This is a genomic window from Cellvibrio sp., assembly GCF_046347455.1.
Lineage (GTDB): Bacteria > Pseudomonadota > Gammaproteobacteria > Pseudomonadales > Cellvibrionaceae > Cellvibrio.
The window spans coordinates 330,521-348,279 of record NZ_JAXMGC010000001.1; the positions used below are offsets into that span (position 1 = coordinate 330,521).

A 17,759-nucleotide genomic window follows, 5' to 3' on the forward strand; every position below is an offset into this window, starting at 1 on the left:
GTTAATTTCCACTATCGTGCAGAGCTATAACAAACTGGTCACGCTGTTTGAAGTAGTCTTCATCTTGAATTTGCGGTGGTTCGTGCAACCAGGTATCTTGTTGCTCAATCCCAAAACGAAAACGTGACGAGAGATTGTCAACGGCCCCGACTTCAATTGCATGGGCAAGATTAAGCAACTCTTGCATAGATCCTGCACGTAAATCTCTGCTATTAATTTGCTGCCCTGCCCCCAAGGCTGACTGAACATATTGGCGAACTTCACTTGATTGCAAGATAAACGCACGATCTAAAGCTTGTTGAATGAAAAGCTCTTTTTGTGCTTCTGTGTCCAAGGCTTTATCCTCATCAAGTGTAGAGCGCACAATTTGCTGGGTACGCGTTGCCCTTAATGAAATTTGTGACGGGTCTATAAAGTTCAATTGCATAGATGCCAAAGAACGCCCCTGTGCTTCGAACAAGTCGGCTTGCTGTTCAGATGACATATTCGCTAACGAACGATAGACATCCATCACATCATCTTGGCTACGGCTGTTGATATAACTTAGCTGACGAATAACAATATCGGCACGTTGCGTAAAGGTATTTAGAGCGCGACGCAAGGCGGGCAGCATAATTTCACAAGCATTCTTTAATCGAGATTCAATCGCCTGCAATAAAGAATCCAGCAGGGAAACGCCCGGAACGACCTGTTGCGGCAATGCCTTGCGTAAACGAATCTCCATTACCGCACGCCAATCTTTTTCTGCCGTTTCTACATCACCTTGACCATATTTTCTTTTGCGACGAATTTTGGTGATGATGTCTGAAATTTGATCGCGATATTTTTCAACACTATCAGCCGATAAACGAACCTCCAAGTCCGGTTTGAATACCGTCTCCATGAAATCGAAGAATTCATCGCTAGCTTGTTGAATTAATTGGCGGGACTCCACTTCACGCACTAATTGCCGCTTGCGCTCTTCCAACTCAGCGATCACATCGGTGAAATCACTGATAATACGCTCAGAATATTCGTAAGCATCGAGCAAATCGTGAATTTCACCTTGCTCATAAAATGCTTGCAAACTGTTACGCGTGTTGCGCGTGTTGCGGTTGCGTGTGCGAAAATGATTTGCCTGATTGTCTGCAAAAGCCTGAGTAAATAAACGACCCATGCGGGTAAAACCGTAGGTGCTTTGTAAACTGGCTTCGTCAACTTGCTTTTCCAGCCATCCATTTTCAAGCAGTCGATTTAAAATAAAGCTAGCTAGATCGCGTTGGGATTTAAAGCGCCCTTCTGGCGTTTCAATAAGTTCATTTTGGCTGCTGAATTCTTCATCATCTTTATCAGCGTCTAAAATGGGGGAGCGAGCTATAGCTTCCTTAATAATATCCACCAGCTGTTCGCGGTTCATGGCATTACCGTAATCACGCAAATCGGTATAGAAGCGCTGATACAAAAGACTCAAGCATTGGGCTACCAACTCACGGTATTTACCGGTGAGAGGATTAAAAAAATGCTGGCGGGAATCGCTGAAAAACATGAAGGATATTATTCTCGGGATACAACAAGATTGAGCAAATCCTCCGTGAAGGATTTGCCAAAAAAATTAAGAGATGCTTAAAGCCAATCGGACAACTTTTCTGCGTAGTAGGTAATGATTAAATCAGCACCAGCACGCTTAAACGCAGTCATAGTTTCCAGCACTATAGATTTCTCATCTATAACACCCGCTGCAGCGCCCGCTTTAATCATGGCATATTCACCACTGACATGGTAAACCGCCAAAGGGCGCGATGAATTTGCACGTATGTGCGCGAGAATATCCAAATAGGCTGTACCGGGTTTTACCATCAAAATATCGGCACCCTCTGCTTCATCCTGCATAGATTCAGCGAGAGCTTCGCGCGGATTGGCGAAATCCATTTGGTATGTGTTGCGAGTTCCTTTAAAGCTGCTATCAACTGCATCACGAAATGGCCCATAGAAAGCCGACGCAAATTTCGTTGAGTAAGACATCACCGGAATATGTGTAAAGCCTGCATCATCCAAAGCTTGACGAATAGCTGTAATCATTCCATCCATCATGCCAGAGGGTGCAATCATATCAACGCCTGCTTGCGCAGCTAATACAACTTGTTTTTGTAAGTTTTCCAAGGTCAGATCGTTATGAACATCATGATCATGCACAACGCCGCAATGGCCATGAGTTGTGTATTCACAAAAACAATTATCGCTAATCACCAACATTTCAGGTTGTGCTTGATTTGCAATACGAATCATGCGCGCGAGCAAACCATCTTGGCTCCAGGTATCAGAACCCACATCATCTTTGTGAGTCGATACGCCAAATAAGAGTACTGCACGAACGCCTTTACTCCATGCACGCTTCACCACTTCCGCCAATTGCGATTCCGGGTAGCGATATACATCCGGCATGGATTTGATAGCAACAGGCGCCGTTATTCCTTCTTCAATAAAAATCGGCAAAATAAAATCACTCATCCGCAAATGCGTCTCGCGCACCAACTCGCGCAACGCAGTTGTTCTGCGCAAACGACGGAAGCGAAAGTCGGGAGTGATTAGTTTGTTTGACATCTTGGTTACCAATTTTCTAGGAGTTGTCATCCTCGCGTAGCGAAGATCCAGCTCTTTGCTGTTAATCGTAAATGTTAAAAACAGGAGTGCCGTTATTTTCGCTAAATGCTTAGAGCACCTTCATGGCTCCATTCGCATTTTACATTGAATTCGCCAGACCCCGGCACATGGCAACTGCCGCCTGCCTCCCATGTAAAGGTGTGGGTTCCAGATAATTCTGTTTCTAAATGCACTGTTGCAGATACCCAATACATTCTGCTGAGCAATTGCTCGAACTGTGCAATCCATTGATCCCATTCGTATTCAACTGCTTTATAAGACGCACCAAAGTGTAAGACTTCGGTTTGATAGTTGTTGTTGAGTACGTCTACCTCAGGAATGGAAAACATTTCCTGGCAAAGAAAAGGCCATTGATCTGCCGTAGGCAAGCTCAACATGGCTTCGCGATTTACGCGCAAGCGCTCAGAATAATTTGCCATGGCGGGAATATCTTTTATGCAACCATACACAATTGATTCTTGATCCATATTGGCTCCGATGCTTATCAAAAATACATTACATAACCGAGCGAAAAAGCACTGACTACAATGACTGCTTAGGGTGTCCACCTAAATATTTAAAATGGCCACCACCAATGACCGCGATCTAAATCGTCTTCACATTGCTGCAATTGCTTGGTGTATTCAGCAGTTCGCGTTGCGACTTTTTGCGCTGTTGATTTCAACCAAGCTTTGCTATTGTAGGTTTTTTTGTTATACCCGCCGTGACCTTCGTGATAGGCGAGATAAAGATTGTATGCATCATTACGTTTTATCTTGCTACGTTTTTCACTTTGGTAGTTATACCAACCAATAAAATCTACAGCATCTTTAAAGTTATCTCTTCGTGCCCACATGCCACCTGCGTCGCGTTGATAATCGTCCCAGGTGTCTGACTTTACTTGTGCGAAACCGTACGCGCTACTTGGCCGGGGGCCGGGAAAAATCCATAAAATCTTGGTGCGAGCTGGTCGTGCCTTTTGTACGAATTGAGATTCCTGATACATGATGGAAATCATCACAGGCACGGAAGAACCCCATTTATCTTCTGATTTTTTGGCCGCTTTATACCAATCTTTCTTCTCACCAAATATGTCGCAAATATTATTCGGATTTGAGGGTGGCGTTGTTGCGCAACCGCTCAAAAAGCCAATACAGACCAGTAAGCATAATGAGGATATGAATTTCATGCTGGCAATTGCCCATGTTGCTTCAAGAGCGCTAACAAGTCCTCTTCCGTTAGCACCTTAATTCCTAACTCCTCTGCTTTTTGCAACTTGGAGCCCGCACCGGGCCCTGCCACAACATAATCCGTTTTTGCTGACACACTTCCGGAAACTTTGGCGCCCAACGCCAAGAGATGAGCTTTTGCGTCATCGCGGCTAAATAGCTCAAGCGAGCCAGTCAGTACATAAGTAAGACCAAGAAGCGGTGCATCAGTTGCGGTAGCAACTTCGTCTGGCCAATGAACACCAGCCGATTTGAGCTTATCTATTGCTTGGCGATTATTCTCTTGTTGAAAAAACTCATAAGCGAAATGCGCGACAACAGGGCCGACATCCGTTACTTGTTGCAGATTTAGTTCATCCGCTGCAGCAAAGGCTTCCAAGGTGCCAAAATGTTTGGCGAAGTTACGCGCGGTCGCCTCACCCACCTCACGAATTCCAAGAGCATAAATGAATTTAGCGAGCGTAGTTTTTTTACTATTCTCTAAAGCAAAAAGAATGTTGTCCGCAGATTTCTCACCCATGCGATCTAAATTGGCTAACTGATCGCGAGTGAGCGAATAGATATCTGCGACATCGGCAATCATATCGAGATCAACCAATTGCTCGACGAGCTTGTCGCCAATACCTTCAACATTCATGGCTTTGCGCGATACGAAGTGCTTAATGGCTTCTTTGCGTTGGGCCGCACAAATCAAACCGCCATCGCAACGTGCGACTGCTTCACCGGGAACTGTTTCCACGGGCGAACCACAAACAGGGCAATGCGTTGGAAAAATAATATCGCGCGCATCTTGGGGGCGCTTTGATTCGACAACGGCGACGATTTGGGGAATTACATCACCCGCACGACGAACAACAACTGTGTCACCAATTTTCAAACCCAAACGATTGATTTCATCACGATTATGCAAGGTGGCATTAGACACTGTAACTCCGCCAACAAAAACCGGTTGCAAACGTGCCACTGGCGTTACCGCGCCTGTCCGTCCAACCTGGAACTCTACATCTTGCAGCAACGTCATTTCTTCTTGCGCAGGGAATTTATAAGCCACAGCCCATCGCGGAGCACGAGAAATAAAACCTAAGGTTTCCTGCAACTCTCGCGAATTTACCTTAAAAACAATTCCGTCTATATCGTATGCGAGCGCACTACGCTTCTCTTGAATACGACGATAAAAGGCTAAACACTCTTGAATATTTTTTGCTGTTTGCATCTCGCGGTTAATTAAAAAACCCCAAGACTGCAAAGTTTTTAATACGTCAGTATGACGATCCGGCAAATCACCACCGGCAACCAACCCAACGCTATAGGCGCACATTTCCAAAGGGCGTGTTGCTGTGAGGCGCGGATCAAGTTGACGTAGGCTCCCCGCGGCAGCATTACGCGGGTTAATAAAAAGTTTTTCGCCGGCCGCTAAGGCTTTTGCATTGAATTTTTCAAAGCCTGCTTTGGGCATGTAAATTTCGCCACGAACTTCCAGCGTTTGCGGATAACCTTCTCCGAGAAGTCGCAGCGGAATTGAAGCTATGGTGCGAACATTTTGGGTAATGTCTTCGCCGTTGGTGCCATCACCACGTGTGGCTCCACGCACTAGTAAACCGTCGCGATAAATCAAGCTCACTGCGATACCGTCGAGCTTAACTTCGCATGCGAATTCAATATCGTCTTTCGATTTGAGGCGATCCTGAATGCGCTTATTAAAAGCCAGTAATTCATCATCACTAAACGCATTATCCAAAGAAAGCATGGGCATTTCATGAACAACGGTAGTAAAAGCGGAAAGCGGCGCTGAACCTACTCGCTGAGTGGGCGAATCGGGTGTAATTAATGAGGGATTTTCTGCCTCAAGAGATTTCAATCGCTGCATGAGGCGATCGTATTCAGCGTCGCTGATTTCAGGCGCATCTAGGCTATGGTAGCGATGATTATGGTAATTGATTTGCGAACGAAGCTGTTCAAGCTCAAGAACAACAGCATGGTTTTGCGTGCTAGACATGAATGGCACCAATATTGTTTTCGATTTAAAGTCACTGAGACAGTGACTTTAACCATTGCATATCATTAACTAAACTCAGCGTGGACGACGAAATAATTTTTTACGTTCAAAATCACTGATGCGTTGGCGACAATGTTCAAGGGTTTGGCGAGTCATTGCACTGCGCTGTTCATCTTTCAACTCACCACCTAAGGTTTGAGAAATAGCTTGCGCGGTTTCAACCATTAAATCGAAAGATTGCATTGAATCCGCATCAATCGGCAAGGTCATAAACAAGCTTACGCCGGGCGTAGTGAACTCATCCATTGCATCTAAATCGAAAGTTCCAGGACGAACCATGTTTGCCATGCTGAACAACAAGGCACCCTCGCCTTTGGTATCGCTGTAGCGATGGAAAATATCCATACTGCCGTAACGCAAACCGCATTTCAAAACGATATCCAGCAAGTCGCCGCCATTAAACATTTCACCTTTCGGTGCCATGATGTTAATAATCAGAACCTCTTCAGGTTCGGCTTGGGGGGCAGCTGCTTTGGTTTCTTGTTCACTTACTTCCTCGTCTTCGGCGTAATCTTCCTCTGAGTCGTCCTCATCACCCTCGTCGAATTCCTCATCATAATCTTCTTCGTAATCGTCTTCTTCCACGTAATCTTCATGATCTTCTTCATGGGCGGAATGATGATCTTCGTAATCATCTCGCGCAGAAAAACTGGGTTCAATACGGCCGTGCTCGTCCGCGTGAGCTTCAGATTGTTCAACAGACTCCATGAGAATGGGAACTGATTCATCAAGATTTAAACGCGCCTGTTCTGGGGTACGGTTCGCTATTTCTTCGCGACGACGTTGCTCTTTTAATTCACGAGCACTCGGCTTCCGATCTCTTGCAGGTTGGTCAGACGGATCACGAACACCTACAACACGCGCACCACCGTTTGGCAATTCACTTATGTAACTTGGAGCCTCTTCATCGGGCTCGCTGGCTACGGAACTGTTTCTCAAACTTTTCTTCAGTGCAGGAGAAACATCAATTCGGTTTTTATTACGACGGCGATAACCATCAATCAAAATAATAATAATGAGAAGAACAATAACGCCGGTTAGCCAGTTGCTCATAAAGTCATCCGTCTTATTTTCAAATTGTTCTAAATAATTAAATTAGGAAGCGGCCAATTCAGCTGCTTCGTCCACATCCACAGTTACCAAACGCGATACGCCGGGCTCATGCATGGTTACACCCAGCAATTGGTGAGCCATTTCCATCGCGTTTTTGTTGTGGGTGATATAAATAAATTGTACTTGTGACGACATTTCTTCAACCATACGCGCATAGCGGCCCACGTTGGCGTCGTCGAGCGGTGCGTCTACCTCGTCCAGCATACAGAACGGCGCTGGGTTCAAACGGAAGATAGAGAATACCAACGCAATTGCCGTGAGCGCCTTTTCACCGCCCGACAGCAAATGAATCGTACTGTTACGCTTACCGGGCGGACGCGCCATAATGGTGATACCCGTATCCAATAAATCCTCACCTGTTAACTCGAGATACGCATGACCGCCACCAAATACTTTGGGGAAAAGTTCTTGCAAACTCTTGTTCACTTGGTCGAATGTTTCTTTGAAACGCGTACGAGTTTCACGGTCGATTTTACGAATAGCGTTTTCCAACGTTTCTAGCGCTTCATGCAAATCTGCATTTTGCGCATCCAGATAATTTTTACGCTCGGATTCGGTTTTGTATTCGTCAATTGCTGCTAGGTTAATTGGCCCCAAACGAACAATACGCCCCGCAATGGCTTCAAGCTCTTCTTCAATAGGTTTGATTTCTGTGCCTTCTGGAATTTCGGCCAGAATGGTTTGCAGATTCAATTCCTCTTCTTCCAGTTGTTCAACAATAGCGTTGCGCTGATCTTCAAAACGTTGCGCCGCCAAACGCTCTTGTTCCAAATGGGCACGCACAGCCTGAACTTCTTGTTCAGCTCTATTGCGCCCCTGCTCGGCGTTGCGCAATTCATGTTCTACGGTTTCAAGGTTGCGGCGCGCTTCTGTCAACGCAGCTTCAACCGACAGACGCTTACCAAGATTAGCTTCCAATTCGGATTTGTATTCTTCAATCGGATCGCGGTTTTCACTAAGGGTGACAATTAATTGCTCGCGACGTTCCTGCAAACGCGCGGTTTGCTCGCGCAAACGCCCAATGCTTAAGCGAATACTGTCCAATTGGGTTTTCAGGGATTGGTAACGCATTGCCAATTCATGCGCTTTGTCTTTATCGTGACGCGCACGCTGACGCGCTTGATCGAGACCAGTGCGAATATCATCGCGTTGCTTTAACAACTCTTCACGCAGATCTGTATCCTGGCCCATCATTTCGATGGCTTCACTCAAGATCATACGCGCTTCAGACAAATGCTCCGCTTCTTGTTCTAACTGCTCGCGCGCTTCACGAATTTCATTTTCAGCGCGTTCGCGACGCATATTGACTTGTTCAACACGAACTTGTTTAGCGGATAATTGCGAACGTAACTCACCATAACGGCGACTTTGCTCGTCGGCTTCGCGGCGCACAGTTTCGCGTTGCTGTTCGAGCGTTTTGATCTGCGTGCGACCTTCTTCAAGCGCAGAACTCAATTGCTCAACTTTTTCTTCGGCTTCAGCAATTTTTGCTGACAGCTCTTCAATTTCTTGTTTACGCGCAATTACGCCAGAACTTGCATCTGTATCACGCGCCACACGCAACCAATGCGCGCCAACCCAAATACCCTCTTTGGTAATAACAGATTCATTAGCGGATAACTGATTACGCAACTGCAAAGCAGCAGGTAAATCTTCAGCGATATAAATTCCGTTCAGCACACCAGCAACGTCCCAAGCTGCAGATACTTTGCTGCTCAATAATGAGGCTTTGGTAGAGCTGCTTGCAGCAGATTTTGCTTTAGTATCAAATAAAACCAATTCGCCTTGGGTGAGATTACCGATCACTGAGGTTACTGCATCGAGCCCTTCAACACATACCGCTTGCAGGGTGTTTCCTAAAACAGTTTCCAGTGCTTTATCCCAACCGTCCTGAACCTTAACAGACTCCGCAAGACGCGGTTGACTCGTTAAATTTTGCGCAGCCAACCATTGGGTAACCGCTTTATTTTTTTCGCCAAGCGCAGCTTGTTGCAGCGCATCTAAAGATGCATGACGACCACGCATGGTTTGCAATTGACTGCGCACCTGATCCAGCTCATTGCTGTTGCGGGTATTTTCATTACGGCGCTGATCAAGCTGCTCAGTGATAGATTCAACTTGACTGCGTTTTTCTTCCGCCGCCAAATCTAATTCAGCGAGCTGTTCTGTAAGTTGACCAATTTCTTCGTCAACACCATCAACTTGCAAATTTGCCTTTTCTTCTTTAAGTTTTTCAATGCGCTGCAACAAGCGCTGTTGAACTTGTTCAAGGTGTTGAATGCGCGATTGTTGCACTTCTGCTTTTTGGCGCGGCTCGGATGCACGTTGGTTAAACGCATCCCATTCATTTTGCCAGCGCTGCATTGCTTCCTCTGCGTCCAACAGCACTTCATTTGAACCTTCTTCGGCGGCTTTCACCATTTCCAATTCTGGTTCAATCACTAAAATTTCTTCTTCCCAACCTTCCGCTTTTTGCGCGTCGATCAGTAAATTTTCTTCTGCTTCTTTGCAATCGCGTTGAGTTTGATCCAAATCCGTTTGCAACTGGCGGGAACGCTCTTGCGCGTGATGAATTGTTTGCTCAATACGCGCGATGTCCGCACCTATCGCGTAGTAACGGCCCTGCACTTCGTTGAACTTGTCGCCCATCTCAGTGTATTGGCTGCGGTACTTTTCAATTTGGGTATCTTTGTTGACTTGGTCGGTCACAAAAGATTCCATGCGCAATTCCAAATCGCGAATGGACGTTTGTTTGGCTTTTGCTTGTTCATCCAAAATTTGGAATTTAAGTGCCTGCAACTGCGCTTTTAATAAGCGCTCTTCTTTTTTGTATTCCGTGTATTTTTCGGCAGCTTGAGCCTGACGTTGCAAACGCGCTAGTTGGCGCTCTAATTCGTCGCGAATGTCGGTTAAACGCTCAAGGTTTTCTTGGGTGCGGCGCATGCGGCTTTCGGTATCGCGGCGGCGCTCTTTGTATTTGGAAATACCGGCAGCTTCTTCGATGTAAACACGCAAATCTTCCGGCTTGGCTTCAATCAAACGGGAAATCATGCCCTGTTCGATAATCGCATAGCTGCGTGGGCCGAGACCTGTGCCCAAAAAGATATCGGTAATATCGCGGCGGCGGCATTTAGTGCCGTTGAGGTAGTAATGGTTTTGGCCGTCGCGCGTTACTTTACGTTTAATGGAAATTTCAGTGAAAGCGGCATATTCGCCAAGCAAGGTGCCGTCGCTGTTATCGAAAACGAGTTCAATAGAGGCTTGACCGACAGGTTTACGCCCACTTGAGCCGTTAAAAATAACGTCGGTCATGTTTTCGCCGCGCAGGTTTTTGGCTGATGATTCACCCATAACCCAGCGCACAGCATCGATAATGTTGGACTTACCGCAACCATTGGGGCCGACAACCGCACACAGATTGCTGGGGAAGTTAACCGTTGTAGGGTCAACAAAGGATTTAAAGCCTGCCAGCTTGATGCACTTTAGCCGCATAGTTCCGTGTCACTCATGAATTCGTTGGGGTCTTAAGCTGTAGTCGCTTGATTTCATTATTGTTTAAGCGGAAATCTGAGCGAAGCTATAACCTTCTAAAGGGCTGGATTCTACACGCTTGCGGGTCGCTTAAGAAAGGCATTTGCGCCCAATTCGAGGCTAAAAAACGGAAACTTGTGGAACTTGAGCAAATTTTACACAAAGCGGGAAATTTGATGGGTAACGGGACTGTCGGCCGATCTGATGCGACCGCCAATCCCGCAAAAAGCGATTAACTTAAGGATACTTTTGAACCAGTTTTAACCGCTTGGTAGATCGCATCTATGATCTTAAGGTCTCTGAGCCCTTCTTCTCCATCCACCGGTACCACTGGCTTTTTGTTACCCAAAATGATCGCTGCCATTTCGTCCATCTGCGTGGTTTGATGCATGACATGCGGGAAATCCAACTCGCCCTTGTTAGTTCGCGCTTTAATTGGCCCATAACCAAAAGCTGGCCTTAACTCGGCAAAACCTTTGTCGCCGTTGAGCATAAAACGGTCGAGGCTGATGTTATAGCTGGTAACGCAGCTTGCTATAGCGCCACTGGGGAAACCCAGCTGGAACTGAATGGTTTCATCAACACCGTCTTTGAACTTGGCGGGATTGGTTTTAGTTTCCTGCGCAGTCACCCAAACAGGCTCTTCACCTACCATGTAGCGCGCGCCGTTGATGGCGTAAATACCTACATCCATTAAAGAGCCACCGCCCGCCAAGGCTTTATTAAGACGCCATTGGGTTGGATCGCCAATTGGGAAACCAGTACCGCCTTCAAAGGATAAGATTTTTCCAAACTCACCGCGTTTACGTTGATTAATAATATCCACGGTGTTGGGTTCGAAATGCATGCGGTAGCCCACCAACAACTTCACTTTGGCCGCCTTACAGGCATCAATCATGTCTTGGCATTCTTTTGCATTAAGCCCCATGGGCTTTTCACAAATCACATGCTTACCAGCCTTTGCAACACGAATCACTTGATCGCGATGTAACGCATTGGGTGTGATGACGTAGACGGCATCGATATCAGGATTATTTTTTATCTCGTCGAAATTTTCATAGTTGTAACAATTTTTGGCAGGGATATTATATTTGCGCTGCCACTCCGAAATTTTGGAAGGCGTTCCGCTAATAACACCAACAACTCTGGCCTTCTTACACGCCTGCATTGCTTCAGCAACGCGAGCGCCGTAACTACCCAGCCCCATAATTGCAACGCGCAATGCGGGCCCGTCATAAGTTTGAGTGGATTGAGTCGTTAGGCTATTGGTGGCTGCAGAGACTTGACCCGGTAAATTAAGAATAATGAGAGAAGCGGTTAGTTTTTGAAGAAAATCGCGACGAGAATTCATAGAAATAAATCCCTGTTAAGGTGAAATTGCGGAAGATAAAAAGCAACTCAATCTAATTGCATTTTTATCCGTGCTATTCGGCACGCAAGAATACCGACAAATTTTATTTCTATTCAAGCCGTTGGCGGCATTCACCGCCAAGACTATTACCGAACCCTACATAGATAAACAAATGTTTACGGTTTTACACCATCCGCTGTGATTTGCTCGTTGATATTCAAATCAATTTTTTCTGGAATGGCGCTCATGGAAATGGGGCCTTGTTTCACAATCCAATCGCCAGCCTCTGCTTTCGCAGACCCCGAAGGCGAAACGCGCGCAATCACCTCAATATCTGTCGCTGTCGCCAAGCTTGCCGTGGGAGACATAGCCATGGTTTCATCAAGCTGAACGCTTGCAGGCAAATCACTCACCTTAATACGTGAAATAGCAAGCGGCATGGGAGAACCTTGCCATGCACGCGCGTAAACAAATACGGTTTGATCTGGTGACGCTTTTACTTTTTCACCCAAGCTAACCGAAAGTTTTAATGCATAAGCTGACTTAGCCGTTAGGTCTTCTGCTTTACCACCGGCTTCAACATAAGATTGCTTGGCCTTTTCGATTCCAGCTAGTAACGCGCGGCGCCCCTGTGATTCTCCGCTCATTAAATCAACCGATTTCTGCCAATAGCGAATCGCAGCGCGGTAATCTTTTTTGCTAAAAGCATCTATGCCTAAGAGACCTAAAGCCATGGTGTTTTTGGGGTCTAATACCAAAGCGTCTTTGGCTAAATCAACGGTTGCTGGTGTGGTTTTATTTCCATCTCGCAGAAATAAAGCTTGCGCGAGTTCTGCCATAATCATTGGAGATTTTGCATCTAACTCGAGCACACGTTGATAGGCTTTAACAGCTTCCGCAAAATTCGCCACTTCCATTTGCGCCCGCGCAAGCAAAAACCAGTACTGAACATTGTCCGGTTTATCTTTTAGTCTGGCTTCAAATTCAGAAATGAGCTGCTGCGAGCGCGCCGGATTGGGATCGCGGTTTTGAACCATATCCTGATAATCCAATTGCAGCTTTTCCTGCTGCAAGTTTTGGATATAAACATCCGCAAGATTGCCGCGTTTTTGATAAAAGAAAATTCCGAACGCAATAACAAGCACACAGAAAGTAATCGCAACCTTAACCCCGATACCCCGAGACGAACCCGAGTGATTCGCGCGCAAGCTTGCTTCGTCTTCCAACAAATTTCGTTCAAGCTCTACTTTTAATTGTGCAAATTCTTCCTGGGTAATGTTTTGGGATGCAAGACTGTTTTCCAACTCGGCCAAATGCTCTCGGAAAATCCTCACATTCTCGACGAGACGAGCCTGAGTTTCAGAGTTATTTAACCCGTTGTTGTTAAGCGATGATTTATAGCGCCAAAAAGGCCACGCGAAAAATAATGCGGATAACAACACTAAAACAAGCAAAGAAGACCACAAACCAATCATGAGCGGCGCTCCTCTTTGTCGTTGTTAGTTTCAACGGATTTCAAGAGATCCGCCAAACGACGCTGCTCTTCATCGCTGAGTGCAGAATTGGTTTTTGTAGCACCGAGCTGTCTACGTCTGCGCAACATAAAAATAAGTACCACGCTGCCAACAATAAGCAAGCCAATCGGTGCACCCCACAAGGCATAGGTAACTGGTGTTACGCGGGGACGATACAAAATAAAATCGCCATATCGCTCTACCATGAAATCCACAATCTCTTTATCCGACTTACCAGCCTCAATCATTTCGTAGATTTTGCGGCGCAAATCAGCAGAGATAGGGGAATCGCTACCGGCGAGGTTTTGGTTTTGACATTTGGGGCAGCGCATCTCTTCAATAAAACTTTGGTAACGCTGACGATCCACATCGTTTTTGAATTCATGTGTTTCAATCGCAGCAAGCGTAGGGATACTTGCAAACACGAATGCGAATAGGAGCAGAAATCTTTTAACCGACAAGCTCATGACATACCCCAAAAATTTGATCGCGGAAGTATACCAAGAGTACAGAGGACTAGCGATGAATTGCGGTAGTGCTTGAAAAATAACGCAAGCGTTTGTTATTTAACCAAAAAAACCATTTTTACCAAAAAACAAAAAAATCTTTAAAAAAGTGGTTGACCAAATCTTCCAGATCATTAGAATGCGCGTCACCTGATCGGGCGGTTAGCTCAGTTGGTAGAGCAATGCCCTTACAAGGCATGGGTCACAAGTTCGAGTCTTGTACCGCCCACCAAAAAACTCATCAGGTAAGCATGTTGCTCACAAGGTAAATATGCACCCCAACAAAGGTTATTTGTTTTTGCGGACCGGTAGTTCAGCCGGTTAGAATGCCGGCCTGTCACGCCGGAGGTCGCGGGTTCGAGCCCCGTCCGGTCCGCCACTCCCCTACTGAATTCGACTTAAAGATCATATTTAAATCCACGTTTTTAAATCTTATCTTTAAATCAAAAAAGTCCCTACAAGGGACTTTTTTTATGTCTGCTATTTTTGTTTGGCTTTTTCAGATTCAGCAATATCTTGCTTAATATGCTTATAGGCAAATATGCCGATGTAGGTTGCCATTACGCAAACTAAAGCCACAATCACCAAACCAGATGCCACTACAGTATCAATATACATAAACCTCTCCCGTTGAAAGACCCGCACAATGCGGTTACTTTCAGTCTACAAACATGGGTTTTGGGAGTATTGATGCAAATCAACTCACATCGTATGACTGCTCATTTGCAGGGCGAGATTCGAAATAAGATAAAGCCCGAAAAGGTCGGGCTTTATACGAGGCTTATTCAGGCTTTTCGAAGCTGCTATTTTTCGAGCGATTTCACTATGGGCTGAATGGTTTCGTCCCACACCTTTTGATTCAAATCGCCAATGTGTTTGTAACGGATAATACCTTGCTTATCCACCACATAGGTTTCAGGCGCGCCGAAAACACCCAAATCCAAGCCCAACTGGCCATCCTCATCAATAAGAATTTCGTCGTAGGGATTTCCCAATTCTGCAATCCACCGTTGTGCATCCTCGGTATTATCCTTGTAATCAATACCAACAATATGTACACCGCTTTGCTGCAGTTTATTTAAAAAAGCGTGCTCCTCCCGGCAGGTAACGCACCAGGTCGCCCATACATTTAACAGACTTACTTTTCCGCGCAGGAGCGATTCATTACGAACCTCCTGGGTGTTTTCCAAGCGCGGGAGCGAAAAGTTTGGGATGGGCTTGTTAAGCAATGCGGAAGGCATGTCGTTGGGGTTCAAGGACAAACCCCGCCAGAAAAAAAGCGCCAGCACAGCAAATACAACAACTGGAATAAATAAAAAGAGACGTTGTTTATTCATGTACAGCAACACCTACCACAGTGCCTGCTTTCGCAACAGACGTTTCTTCCACTACTTTCACGCGCTTACGATAACGTTTATCCATGACTGCCAAGCATGCGCCGAACGCCATCATTAACGCGCCCAACCATATCCAACGAATAAAAGGCCTAACGTGTACACGCATAGCCCAAGCTTTTTCTGCAACGGGCTCGCCCATGGCGATATATAAATCTCTGAACAAACCCGGATCAAGAGCAACTTCAGTACTCATACTCGCGCGCGCAACATAACGGCGTTTTTGCGGATGCATTTCAGACATAGGTTTGCCTTTGTAATTCACCAAAATTACCGCTTCATCCGCCATGTAGTTTGGGCCTTTGACTTGTTGCAATGCCTGCAAGGTGAATTCGTAATCCATTAGTTTTACGGTTTGCTGTTCTTCCATGCGCATATCGCGCATGGTGCTGTAAGCACTTGAGAAGGCGATGCCAATTAGGGTAACCGCGATCCCCAAGTGGGCAATAACCATTGCATAGTAACTTAGGCTTAACTTTTTTACGCCTGCTGAAATTGAATCTGCATGACGCAGGCGATAAATCACATCCGCAATTAGGGCAGTTGCAATCCATCCTGAAATAAATACTGCAACCGCAGCCGACCATTTAAACGTATCGCCGTAAAACCAAGGAACAAGAATCGCCAGCACCAAGCTGATGACCCAAGGCTTCCACAAAAGAGACAGCAATTGCTTTGGTTTTGTTTGTTTCCAATTCGCTACAGGGCCCAATACCATTAGCAGACACAAGGCACCCATGAGTGGCAAAAAGAAAAAATTAAAATACGGCGGGCCAACAGAAATTTTTCCCCAGCCCATAGCATCGGCAATCATGGGATAAAGCGTTCCCAGTAAAACGGTGAGCATAACAATCGATAAAATAATGTTGTTGCCCATCAGCAAGGTTTCACGGGAAAACCAATTGAAACCCACTTCACTTTTCACAACGGGAGCGCGGAAGGCATATAGAACAAGCGAGCCACCAATCACCACCAATAAGAATCCGAGAATAAAAATACCGCGCGCAGGATCTGACGCGAACGCGTGCACGGAAGTCAGCAAACCTGAGCGAACTATAAAGGTACCAAGCAAGCTTAATGAGAAGGTAAAAATAGCAAGTAGAATGGTCCAGTTTTTAAAGAGACTACGTTTTTCGGTAACCGCAAGTGAATGAATTAACGCAGTTCCCACAAGCCAAGGCATGAAGGATGCGTTTTCTACTGGATCCCAAAACCACCAATCACCCCACCCTAGTTCGTAATAAGCCCACCAGCTACCGAGCGCTATACCTACGGATAAAAAACCCCACGCCATTGTTGCCCATGGGCGTGACCAACGAGCCCAAGCGCTATCCAATCGGCCAGTTAATAAAGCTGCAATAGCGAACGCAAATACCACGCTGAACCCAACGTACCCCATGTACAAAATGGGTGGATGAATGATGAAACCAAAGTCTTGTAATGCCGGGTTTAAATCGCCACCGTCCTGCGGTGGTATAGGTAAGATGCGGTCGAACGGATTCGACGTAAGCAACATAAAAGACAAGAAACCAATGCCCACAAAACCCAGCAGTGATAAAACACGCGCCTGCATATCCAGCGGTAAAGATTTACTAAAAATAGAAACCGCGAATGTCCAACCGGAAAGCATCAATACCCACAACAACAAAGAGCCTTCATGCCCACCCCACACAGCACAGAGCTTGTAGTAGTAAGGCAGAAGTGTGTTGGAATTATTAGCGACGTATTTGACCGAAAAATCATCATGCGCAAACGAGTAAGACAAACAATAAAATGCGATGGCGACAAAAATAAAAAATCCAGCAGCGAATGACCGACTGGAATGCATGAGAAGTTGATTACCGGTGTGCGCGCCGACCATTGGCAGCACAAAGAGAACCATACAAATGCAAAGCGCAAGCACAAGCGCAAAATGCCCAAGCTCTGGGACGAGCAAACTAGGAACCATATTTGATCCCCTTACAAATTAGTTGATCGTTTTTGTGATCATTTGCTTTATTCATACTGGCGACTTCGGGTGGTGTGTAAGTTTCATCGTGCTTCGCGAGTACTTGCTCGGCATTAAATACACCTTTGTCATCCACTTTTCCGTTAACAACAGCGGCTTCACCTTCGGCAAACAAGTCCGGCAATATGCCGGAGAATTTAACCGGAACGTCAGCAATGCCGTCGGTTAGCACAAATTTGATATCCAACGAGTCTGTTGCACGCACCACCGTTCCCGGTTTCACACAGCCGCCGCCGCGAATATTGCGATTATGAGGTGCCTCACCGCTGGCAATTTTGCTAGGTGGATAAAATAAATTGATGTTTTCGCGCATGGCATAGACGATTAAACCTATCGCAATACTGCTGAACACAACTCCAGCAATCACAAAGATCAAACGTTGTTTACGTACAGGATGCATAAATTACTTCTACTCAAAATGAAATCGGTTGTTGATTC

The 17,759-nt window shown here is 45.9% G+C and carries 14 protein-coding genes and 2 tRNA genes; 2 read left to right on the forward strand and 14 right to left on the reverse strand.

Features of this window, described 5'->3' with window-relative positions; genetic code table 11:
* Position 1: 1 nt before the first annotated feature.
* The 10 genes from U1F02_RS01495 to U1F02_RS01540 all read right to left on the reverse strand — a co-directional run bounded on the left by U1F02_RS01495 (position 2) and on the right by U1F02_RS01540 (position 13,880).
* Complete coding sequence (locus U1F02_RS01495; RefSeq protein ID WP_409988577.1) at positions 2-1,525, reverse strand: Wadjet anti-phage system protein JetA family protein; 1,524 nt, start codon at positions 1,523-1,525, stop codon at positions 2-4.
* A 77-nt stretch (positions 1,526-1,602) separates the two neighbouring features.
* Positions 1,603-2,580 (reverse strand): porphobilinogen synthase, encoded by a 978-nt coding sequence (hemB, locus tag U1F02_RS01500; RefSeq protein ID WP_409988578.1) that lies wholly within the window; start codon positions 2,578-2,580, stop codon positions 1,603-1,605.
* A gap of 101 nt (positions 2,581-2,681) precedes the next feature.
* Positions 2,682-3,107 (reverse strand): hypothetical protein, encoded by a 426-nt coding sequence (locus U1F02_RS01505; RefSeq protein ID WP_409988579.1) that lies wholly within the window; start codon positions 3,105-3,107, stop codon positions 2,682-2,684.
* An 89-nt stretch (positions 3,108-3,196) separates the two neighbouring features.
* Positions 3,197-3,808, reverse strand: a complete 612-nt coding sequence (locus U1F02_RS01510; RefSeq protein WP_409988580.1) for a transglycosylase SLT domain-containing protein — start codon at positions 3,806-3,808, stop codon at positions 3,197-3,199.
* The gene (gene ligA / locus U1F02_RS01515) at positions 3,805-5,844 is read right to left on the reverse strand and encodes an NAD-dependent DNA ligase LigA (RefSeq protein ID WP_409988581.1); all 2,040 of its coding nucleotides are present in this window, start codon (positions 5,842-5,844) and stop codon (positions 3,805-3,807) included. The genes U1F02_RS01510 and ligA overlap by 4 nt, the downstream gene beginning before the upstream one ends.
* A gap of 75 nt (positions 5,845-5,919) precedes the next feature.
* Entirely contained in the window at positions 5,920-6,957 is a 1,038-nt protein-coding gene (gene zipA, locus U1F02_RS01520) for a cell division protein ZipA (protein ID WP_409988582.1), read from the reverse strand.
* Between the two features lie 42 nt (positions 6,958-6,999).
* Entirely contained in the window at positions 7,000-10,509 is a 3,510-nt protein-coding gene (gene smc / locus U1F02_RS01525) for a chromosome segregation protein SMC (RefSeq protein ID WP_409988583.1), read from the reverse strand.
* Positions 10,510-10,780: 271 nt separating this feature from the next.
* Positions 10,781-11,899: a Gfo/Idh/MocA family oxidoreductase gene (locus U1F02_RS01530; protein WP_409988584.1), complete on the reverse strand. Its 1,119-nt coding sequence runs from the start codon at positions 11,897-11,899 to the stop codon at positions 10,781-10,783.
* A gap of 176 nt (positions 11,900-12,075) precedes the next feature.
* Complete coding sequence (gene ccmI, locus U1F02_RS01535; RefSeq protein ID WP_409988585.1) at positions 12,076-13,374, reverse strand: c-type cytochrome biogenesis protein CcmI; 1,299 nt, start codon at positions 13,372-13,374, stop codon at positions 12,076-12,078.
* Positions 13,371-13,880 (reverse strand): cytochrome c-type biogenesis protein CcmH, encoded by a 510-nt coding sequence (locus U1F02_RS01540; protein ID WP_409988586.1) that lies wholly within the window; start codon positions 13,878-13,880, stop codon positions 13,371-13,373. The genes ccmI and U1F02_RS01540 overlap by 4 nt, the downstream gene beginning before the upstream one ends.
* 195 nt (positions 13,881-14,075) lie before the next feature.
* Here U1F02_RS01540 and U1F02_RS01545 point away from each other — a divergent pair.
* A tRNA-Val gene (locus tag U1F02_RS01545) sits at positions 14,076-14,151 on the forward strand.
* Between the two features lie 70 nt (positions 14,152-14,221).
* A tRNA-Asp gene (locus U1F02_RS01550) sits at positions 14,222-14,298 on the forward strand.
* 101 nt (positions 14,299-14,399) lie between these two features.
* Here the strand turns inward: U1F02_RS01550 and U1F02_RS01555 are convergent.
* The 4 genes from U1F02_RS01555 to ccmE form a co-directional block, all read right to left on the reverse strand.
* Complete coding sequence (locus U1F02_RS01555; RefSeq protein ID WP_409988587.1) at positions 14,400-14,537, reverse strand: hypothetical protein; 138 nt, start codon at positions 14,535-14,537, stop codon at positions 14,400-14,402.
* A 185-nt stretch (positions 14,538-14,722) separates the two neighbouring features.
* Positions 14,723-15,256 (reverse strand): DsbE family thiol:disulfide interchange protein, encoded by a 534-nt coding sequence (locus tag U1F02_RS01560; RefSeq protein WP_409988588.1) that lies wholly within the window; start codon positions 15,254-15,256, stop codon positions 14,723-14,725.
* On the reverse strand, positions 15,249-17,261 hold the full coding sequence (locus U1F02_RS01565) for a heme lyase CcmF/NrfE family subunit (protein ID WP_409988589.1): 2,013 nt from the start codon (positions 17,259-17,261) through the stop codon (positions 15,249-15,251). The genes U1F02_RS01560 and U1F02_RS01565 overlap by 8 nt, the downstream gene beginning before the upstream one ends.
* Complete coding sequence (ccmE, locus tag U1F02_RS01570) at positions 17,251-17,721, reverse strand: cytochrome c maturation protein CcmE (RefSeq protein WP_409988590.1); 471 nt, start codon at positions 17,719-17,721, stop codon at positions 17,251-17,253. Before ccmE ends, U1F02_RS01565 begins: the two co-directional genes overlap by 11 nt.
* Positions 17,722-17,759 lie beyond the last annotated feature (38 nt).

Excerpts from the sequence above, each read along its gene's own strand:
- U1F02_RS01495 (WP_409988577.1), bottom strand. The coding sequence starts at position 1,525 with ATGTTTTTCAGCGATTCCCGCCAGCATTTTTTTAATCCTCTCACCGGT.
- hemB (WP_409988578.1), bottom strand. The coding sequence starts at position 2,580 with ATGTCAAACAAACTAATCACTCCCGACTTTCGCTTCCGTCGTTTGCGC.
- U1F02_RS01505 (WP_409988579.1), bottom strand. The coding sequence starts at position 3,107 with ATGGATCAAGAATCAATTGTGTATGGTTGCATAAAAGATATTCCCGCC.
- U1F02_RS01510 (WP_409988580.1), bottom strand. The coding sequence starts at position 3,808 with ATGAAATTCATATCCTCATTATGCTTACTGGTCTGTATTGGCTTTTTG.
- ligA (WP_409988581.1), bottom strand. The coding sequence starts at position 5,844 with ATGTCTAGCACGCAAAACCATGCTGTTGTTCTTGAGCTTGAACAGCTT.
- zipA (WP_409988582.1), bottom strand. The coding sequence starts at position 6,957 with ATGAGCAACTGGCTAACCGGCGTTATTGTTCTTCTCATTATTATTATT.
- smc (WP_409988583.1), bottom strand. The coding sequence starts at position 10,509 with ATGCGGCTAAAGTGCATCAAGCTGGCAGGCTTTAAATCCTTTGTTGAC.
- U1F02_RS01530 (WP_409988584.1), bottom strand. The coding sequence starts at position 11,899 with ATGAATTCTCGTCGCGATTTTCTTCAAAAACTAACCGCTTCTCTCATT.
- ccmI (WP_409988585.1), bottom strand. The coding sequence starts at position 13,374 with ATGATTGGTTTGTGGTCTTCTTTGCTTGTTTTAGTGTTGTTATCCGCA.
- U1F02_RS01540 (WP_409988586.1), bottom strand. The coding sequence starts at position 13,880 with ATGAGCTTGTCGGTTAAAAGATTTCTGCTCCTATTCGCATTCGTGTTT.
- U1F02_RS01555 (WP_409988587.1), bottom strand. The coding sequence starts at position 14,537 with ATGTATATTGATACTGTAGTGGCATCTGGTTTGGTGATTGTGGCTTTA.
- U1F02_RS01560 (WP_409988588.1), bottom strand. The coding sequence starts at position 15,256 with ATGAATAAACAACGTCTCTTTTTATTTATTCCAGTTGTTGTATTTGCT.
- U1F02_RS01565 (WP_409988589.1), bottom strand. The coding sequence starts at position 17,261 with ATGGTTCCTAGTTTGCTCGTCCCAGAGCTTGGGCATTTTGCGCTTGTG.
- ccmE (WP_409988590.1), bottom strand. The coding sequence starts at position 17,721 with ATGCATCCTGTACGTAAACAACGTTTGATCTTTGTGATTGCTGGAGTT.